General features: G+C 70.5%; 4 protein-coding genes and 1 pseudogene. 2 read left to right on the top strand and 3 right to left on the bottom strand.

Annotation, left to right across the window (positions count from 1 at the left end; translation table 11 throughout):
* Window positions 1-22 precede the first annotated feature (22 nt).
* Complete coding sequence (locus tag AB0C69_RS35900) at window positions 23-937, bottom strand: polysaccharide deacetylase family protein (RefSeq protein ID WP_360359841.1); 915 nt, start codon at window positions 935-937, stop codon at window positions 23-25.
* Window positions 938-2,152: 1,215 nt separating this feature from the next.
* Window positions 2,153-4,843: a DNA polymerase I gene (gene polA, locus AB0C69_RS35895; protein ID WP_345175365.1), complete on the bottom strand. Its 2,691-nt coding sequence runs from the start codon at window positions 4,841-4,843 to the stop codon at window positions 2,153-2,155.
* Between the two features lie 138 nt (window positions 4,844-4,981).
* On the opposite strand from polA, the gene AB0C69_RS35890 reads away from it, so the two are divergent.
* Window positions 4,982-5,338, top strand: a complete 357-nt coding sequence (locus AB0C69_RS35890) for a hotdog fold thioesterase (RefSeq protein ID WP_345175617.1) — start codon at window positions 4,982-4,984, stop codon at window positions 5,336-5,338.
* Window positions 5,339-5,595: 257 nt separating this feature from the next.
* Window positions 5,596-6,198 carry a DUF4352 domain-containing protein gene (locus tag AB0C69_RS35885; RefSeq protein WP_360359838.1) on the top strand — a complete coding sequence of 201 codons (603 nt, stop codon included), beginning with the start codon at window positions 5,596-5,598 and terminating at the stop codon, window positions 6,196-6,198.
* 73 nt (window positions 6,199-6,271) lie between these two features.
* Here AB0C69_RS35885 and AB0C69_RS35880 read toward each other — a convergent pair.
* Window positions 6,272-6,659, bottom strand: a pseudogene (locus AB0C69_RS35880) (ABC transporter ATP-binding protein); the annotation flags it as partial.

Here is a 6,659-nt window from a genome sequence, read left to right as displayed (position 1 = left end):
AATCCGGCTGGCGGCGCCGCGATCAGTACATCCGCGCGTAGGCCCGGTACTGCTTGGCGATCCGGTCCTCGGACGCCTTGGGAAACGTCACGGTGTTCGGGTCTCCGTCAGAGGTGTACCGCTCGCCGGGGTTCTTGTCCAGGTACTCCAGCCACGCCGTGGAGCAGTACTTGGTGCAGTCGTTCTCCTTGATCTTGCCCTCGGACCGCACCCGGTCGATGTTCCACCGGTCGAAGTCGGCGTCGAACGGCGAGACCGACGGCCGCCACCCGGCCAGGAAGATCCCCTGGAAGGCGTACCGGCCGTCCTGCTTCTCGGCCCACGCCTTCTTCTTCGGGACGGCCCCGAACGGGTACGCGAACGTGGTCGCGTGCGCCCCGGTGAGCCGGACGATCCGGTCCTCCATGTCCCCGATCTCCTTGTGCACGCCCTTCTCGGACATGCCGGTCAGGCTCGGGTGGGACACGGTGTGGTTGCCGAGCTCGAACCCGTGCTGCCGGAGCCATCCGAGCCCCGCGGCGGCCCGCGTCTCGTCCATCCCGAACAGCTCCTTGTTCAGGTAGAACGTCGCGACCGGCCGGAACCCCGGGTTCTCCCGCGCGACCTGTTCGATGACCGCCACGGCCGTGTCGGGCGCCGGGTTGCCCTGCGGGTCGAGCCCGAAGTGCCCGGGCGTGCTGTCGTCGAACGTCAGCACCACGGGATGCTTGCCCGCCGGCACGTCGATCCGCCCGCTGACGAACTCCGCCGCCGTGATCGGGTAGTAGCCGTCCTTGGCGAGCCCGGTCAGCTCGTCGTACAGCTCCTTGCTCGACCGGTCCAGCGACAGCTCGGGCTTCTTCATGATCCGGTGGTACATCAGCACCGGGACCTGCCCCAGCTCGTTGGCCTTGACCGCGACCGCCCCGGCCGCCGCCGCGGCGATGGGCGTGGACACCACCGCCGAAGGCGTCGCACTCCCCGAGGCCCCGGGCGCCCCGGGCACCGGCGCGAGCCCGGCCTTGGCGGCTCTCGCAGTGGCCGTCGCCTCGGAAGCGGCCCCGGCCCGCCGGGCCACGTTCTCCTTGCGATGTTCCTTGCGCCCCCCGGGAAGCGTCAGCCCCAGGACAACGGCACAGACGACCACGACTCCAGCAATCTTGTGAAGGAGAGGCACAGTTCCCCCGCCGGTAGACCCGAACAGGACCAGGGGGACAGCGTACGACCCCCCGGACATCTACGGACACCCACCGACCTACCCGAATGATCCCCACGCACCACCCCCACCCGGCCCCACAGAGAATCAAGTCCGAAAACCCCCGGTAAAACCCACCCACCCCCGAAAACAACACCCCCGTCACAAAACCCCACCCACCCGCAACCCAACCCGCACAAACAGGCACAAATAGCCCAACAAAAGGCACACCCCCGCCCGATGACCCAAACCGCCGCCCAGCCAAACCACACACACCCGACAGATGGTGAAAGACCAAGACCGGCGCCCACGGCACCCGACGACCCCGCAACGCGAGAAGCCAACGCCGGCGACAACGCGCCCCCACCCCGAACAGCCAACCGAAGCGCCCCACCGCACCCATCGGAGAGAGAGCATCCAAGCCAGCCCCCGACTCCCGCAGAACGTCCATGAGGGCAAAGCCCAGGCGCCCGCCTACCCCCGCTCGGGCCTGAAGCGAACCGAGGCGACGCCGACGGTCACCCGCAAGGCCCGACGCCAATGGGCCCGCCGGGCCCGAGGGAGCAGGGCACGGCAACAGTCAGCGCAACGACCCCAGCCCGCAACCGCAACCACGCGACAGCCTCAATGGTTGCGATCGCGTCCGATGGCAGATCCGAGCGAAGTAAGGATCTGATCGCGCAGCGAGCCGCAAGGCGAGACGAAGCGATGCCAGCGATCGCCCGCAGTGCCCGACGACAGAGGGCCGCCAGGCCCGAAAGAGGAGAACACTGCAAAAAAACACAGCGCAACGACCCCAGTCCGCAACCGCAACCACGCGACAACCTCAATGGTTGCGATCGCGTCCGAAGGCAGGTTCAAGCGAAGCGAGAACCTGATCGCGCAGCGAGCCGCTAGGCGAGTCGGAGCGATGCCAGCGATCGCCCGCGTTTATCGACGATGGAGGGCCGCCAGGCCCGAAGGAGGAGAAAAACGCAATTAATGCGCAGCGTCCTGCCAGGTGCGGCCGGTGCCCATGGAGACGCTCAGGGGGGCGCGTAGTTCGTAGGCGGCGGCCATCTGGGTGCTGACGAGGGTTTTCAGGTCGTCGAGTTCTCCTGGGGCGACTTCGAAGACGAGTTCGTCGTGGACCTGGAGGAGCATGCGGGAGGTGAGGCCGGCGTCGCGGAGGGCGCGGTCGACGTTGAGGCTGGCGACCTTGATGATGTCGGCGGCCGAGCCCTGGATGGGGGCGTTGAGGGCCATGCGTTCGGCCATCTCGCGGCGCTGGCGGTTGTCGGAGTTGAGGTCGGGCAGGTAGCGGCGGCGGCCGAGGATGGTCTCGGTGTAGCCCTCCTGGCGGGCCTTGGCGACGATGTCGCGGAGGTAGTCGCGGACGCCGCCGAACTGCTCGAAGTACTCCTCCATGAGGCCGCGCGCCTCGTCCGGGGAGATCCGCAGCTGCTGGGAGAGGCCGTAGGCGGACAGGCCGTAGGCGAGGCCGTAGTTCATGGCCTTGATGCGCGCGCGCAGTTCGGAGTCGATCTGCTCGGGCGGCAGGCCGAAGACGCGGGACGCCGTGATGGTGTGGAAGTCGGCGCCGGAGCCGAAGGCCTCCAGGAGCGCGTCGTCCTCCGAGAGGTGCGCCATGATGCGCAGCTCGATCTGGGAGTAGTCGGCGGTGAGGAGGGACTCGTAGCCGTCGCCGACGACGAAGGCCTCGCGGATCTGGCGGCCTTCGGCGGTGCGGATCGGGATGTTCTGCAGGTTGGGGTCGGTGGAGGAGAGCCGCCCGGTGGCGGCGATCATCTGGTTGAACGTGGTGTGGATGCGGCCGGCGTCGTCGGCCATGGGGATCAGGGAGTCGACGATGCTCTTGAGCTTGGCGACCTCCCGCCACCGCAGGATGTGCTCCAGGACGGGGTGGCCGTCCTTCTCCAGGAGGGTCGTGAGGGCCTCGGAGTCGGTGGTGTAGCCGGTCTTGGTGCGCTTGGTCTTGGGGAGGTTCAGCTCGTCGAACAGGACCTGCTGGACCTGCTTGGGCGAGCCGAGGTTGAACTCGCGCCCGACGGCGGCGTGGGCCAGCTGCTCCTGCTCCTTGACCTGGCCGCCCAGGGACGCCGACAGGCCCGCCAGGTGGTCGGCGTCGACGGCGATGCCGGCGCGTTCCATGGCGGCGAGGACGCCGACCAGCGGCAGCTCGACCTCGCGCAGGAGGCGGGTGGCGCCGCGCTTGTCGAGGTCCTTGTCGAGGACGTCGGCGAGCTCGGTGACGGCGCGGGCGCGGACGGCGAGGGCTTCGGCGGCCTCTTCCTCTCCGGAGCCGTCCAGGGTGAGCTGGCCGGAGTCCTCGGTCTCGCTGCGCAGCTCGCGGTGCAGGTAGCGCAGGACGAGGTCGGCGAGGTCGAACGTGCGCTGGCCGGGGAGCGCGAGGTAGGCGGCGAGCGCGGTGTCGCTGGTGACGCCCTCCAGCCGCATGCCGCGCGCGGCGAGCGCCAGCATCGGGCCCTTGGCCTCGTGGATCGCCTTGGGGCGGGCGGGGTCGGCGAGGTAGGCGGCGAGGGCGCGCTCGTCGTCCTCGATCAGCTCGGCCGGGTCGAGGTGGACGGCGGGGCCCTTGACGGACGCCAGCGCCAGCGCGGTGATCTCGCCGGTGCCGCGGCCCCAGGTGCCGGTGACGGCGACGCCGATCCGGTCGGCGGTGTTGGCGTCGAGCCAGGCGCCGAGGGCGCCGGGTTCGAGCGGCTCCACCTCGACGTCGAAGCCCTCATCGGCCTCGGGCTCGGCCGCCGAGATCGAGGAGTACAGCCGTTCGCGCAGGACGCGGAACTGCAGCGAGTCGAACAGGGTGTGGATCTCCTCGCGGTCCCACTGGCCCATCGTCAGCTGCGGCGGCGTCAGCTCCAGGCCGACCTCGCAGTCGAGCTTGTTGATCTGCTGGTTGCGCAGCACGCCGGACAGGTGCTCGCGCAGGTTGTCGCCGGCCTTGCCCTTGATCTCGTCGACGCGGTTCACGAGGGTGTCGAGGTCGCCGTACTTGGTGAGCCACTTGGCGGCGGTCTTCGGGCCGACGCCGGGCACGCCGGGCAGGTTGTCGCTGCTCTCCCCCACGAGGGCGGCGAGCTCGCGGTACCGCTCGGGCGGGACGCCGTACTTGGCCTCGACGGCGGCGGGGTCCATCCGGGCGAGCTCCGACACGCCGCGGACGGGGTACAGGATCGTCACCGAGTCGTCGACCAGCTGGAACGCGTCGCGGTCGCCGGTGACGATGAGGGTCTGCATCCCCGCGCGGGTGGCCTGGACGGACAGCGTGGCGATGATGTCGTCGGCCTCGAACCCGGCGACCGAGAGCCGCGGGATGCGCAGCGCGTCCAGCACCTCGAAGATCAGGCTGACCTGGCTGCGGAACTCGTCGGGCGTCTTCTGCCGGCCGGCCTTGTACTCGACGTACTGCTCGTGCCGGAACGTCGGCTCGGAGCGGTCGAACGCCACCGCGATGTGGGACGGCTGCTCGTCGCGCAGCACGTTGATGAGCATCGAGGTGAAGCCGTACACGGCGTTGGTCGGCTGCCCGTCGGTCGTGGAGAAGTTCTCCACGGGCAATGCGAAGAACGCCCGGTAGGCCAGGGAGTGGCCGTCGAGCAGCAGAAGCCGGTCGCGCTTGTCAGGGGTCGTCGGTGAGGTCGCCACACCAGGACTCTAGTCTGCGCGTACGACAGTTTTGTGGAGGCGTAAGTGACTGACACCGACGGCGCGAGCCCGGAGGACCTGGGCGCGAAGATCCTCGCGGGGGAGGAGTTCGACGCGCACGGCGACCTGGCGAAGAACATGGGCGTCGAATACCTGGAGGCCTCGGCCGAGCGCGTCGTGGGGCGCATGCCGGTCAAGGGCAATACCCAGCCGTACGGGCTGCTGCACGGCGGCGCGTCCTGCGTGCTGGCCGAGTCCCTAGGCTCGGTGGGCGCGGCCCTGCACGCGGGCCCGGACCGCATCGCCGTCGGGATCGAGATCAACGCCACCCACCACCGGTCCGCCACCGACGGGTTCGTCACGGGCGTGGCGACCCGCGCGCACGGGGGCCGCACCCTCGCCACCTACGACATCGTCATCACCGACGACCAGGACCGGCGGGTCTGCACCGCGCGCCTCACCTGCATGCTGCGCGACGCCCCGCCCGGCCGCTGACACGGCGTGATCCGCGCTTTCTTTGCGATGCGCGCCCCCGGGTCTGTAGCGTGGATCAGACCGGCCCGGGGTCACCGAGTAGACAACGTACGCGCCCGGGGAAGGTTCGTACGGCCCCAAAGGTGACCCCGGGTCAACGCATGTCCGGGGACGGTCGCGCCCCCCGACACCGGCGTAGGTCCGTCACCGGTTGCGGTTGGGTTGCGAAACGATCCCGCCCGTTCACCCGTTCCGGGCGCCGGACGTACCGTCCGAGCATGCGCCACGCTGACACGCGCACCCCCGGCCCGCGCCCCCGGCACCGGGCGGGCACCGCTCGCGCGGGCACCGTCCTCGCGGGCGCCGCGCTCGCCCTCGCCGCGGCCCTCCCGCTCGCGGGGTGCTCCGGCTCCGGGCAGGCCACCTCCCTCCCCGACTACAAGATCCCCGCCGAGAAGGCGCGGGAGGGCGAGGCCGTCCCCGAGGGCAGGACGGGCAAAAGCGCCGACATGCGGTTCACCGTCGTCGGCTTCCGCGAGGCCATGACCGACGTCATGGGCACCCACGCCTCCATGAACGCCAAGGGCGCCTTCACCCGCGTGCGGGTCCTGGCCGTCAACACCGGACGCGACATCCAGGTCTTCGACACCTGGCAGCAGCGGCTCGTCACGACCGACGGCAGGACCTACTCCCCCGACGTCAACGCCACCATGATCAAACGGCAGCCGGAGCGGCTCTCGGTCGGGGCGTCCATGCGCGTCGAGTTCGACCTGTGGTTCGACGTCCCCCGCGGCGCCAGGACCAGGGCCGTCCGGCTGTACGGCTCACCGCCGGTCGGCGCCACCACCGACCCGGACCCCGCCGAGATCAAGCTCCCCTGACCCCCGCGACGCGCAAGGCCCGCCCGGCCCGGACGAACCGGGCCGAGCGGGCCTGACACGCTCGGACGCGCCGCTACTTCGCGGTCCCCTCGCCGGAACCGTCCTCGGGGCCCTCGGCCGCCGGAGCGGGCTCCTCGGCCGCCGGAGCGGCTTCCCCGGCCGCCGGAGCGGCGCCGTCGCCCAGCTCGCCGCCCAGGTAGGCCGCCCGGACCTCCGGGTCGTCCAGCAGGTCCGCCGCGGGCGCCGACTTGACCACCCGGCCGGTCTCCAGCACGTACGCCCGGTGCGCGATCTGCAGCGCCTGCTGCGCGTTCTGCTCCACCAGCAGCACCGTCGTGCCCCGCCGGTTGATCTCCTGGATGATCGAGAAGATCTGCTGGACGAGCATGGGCGCCAGCCCCATCGACGGCTCGTCCAGCAGCAGCACCTTCGGCTCGTTCACCAGCGCCCGGGCGAGCGCG

The sequence above is a fragment of the Actinomadura sp. NPDC048032 genome (assembly GCF_040653175.1).
Taxonomy (GTDB): Bacteria; Actinomycetota; Actinomycetes; order Streptosporangiales; family Streptosporangiaceae; genus Spirillospora; species Spirillospora verrucosospora.
The sequence above is the reverse complement of the archived record's forward strand: the minus strand, read 5'-3'. Positions and strand labels throughout refer to the sequence as shown.

Bases quoted from the DNA above. Each gene is read 5' to 3' on its own strand.
- AB0C69_RS35890 (WP_345175617.1), top strand. From the start codon at position 4,982: ATGGGCGTCGAATACCTGGAGGCCTCGGCCGAGCGCGTCGTGGGGCGC.
- AB0C69_RS35885 (WP_360359838.1), top strand. From the start codon at position 5,596: ATGCGCCACGCTGACACGCGCACCCCCGGCCCGCGCCCCCGGCACCGG.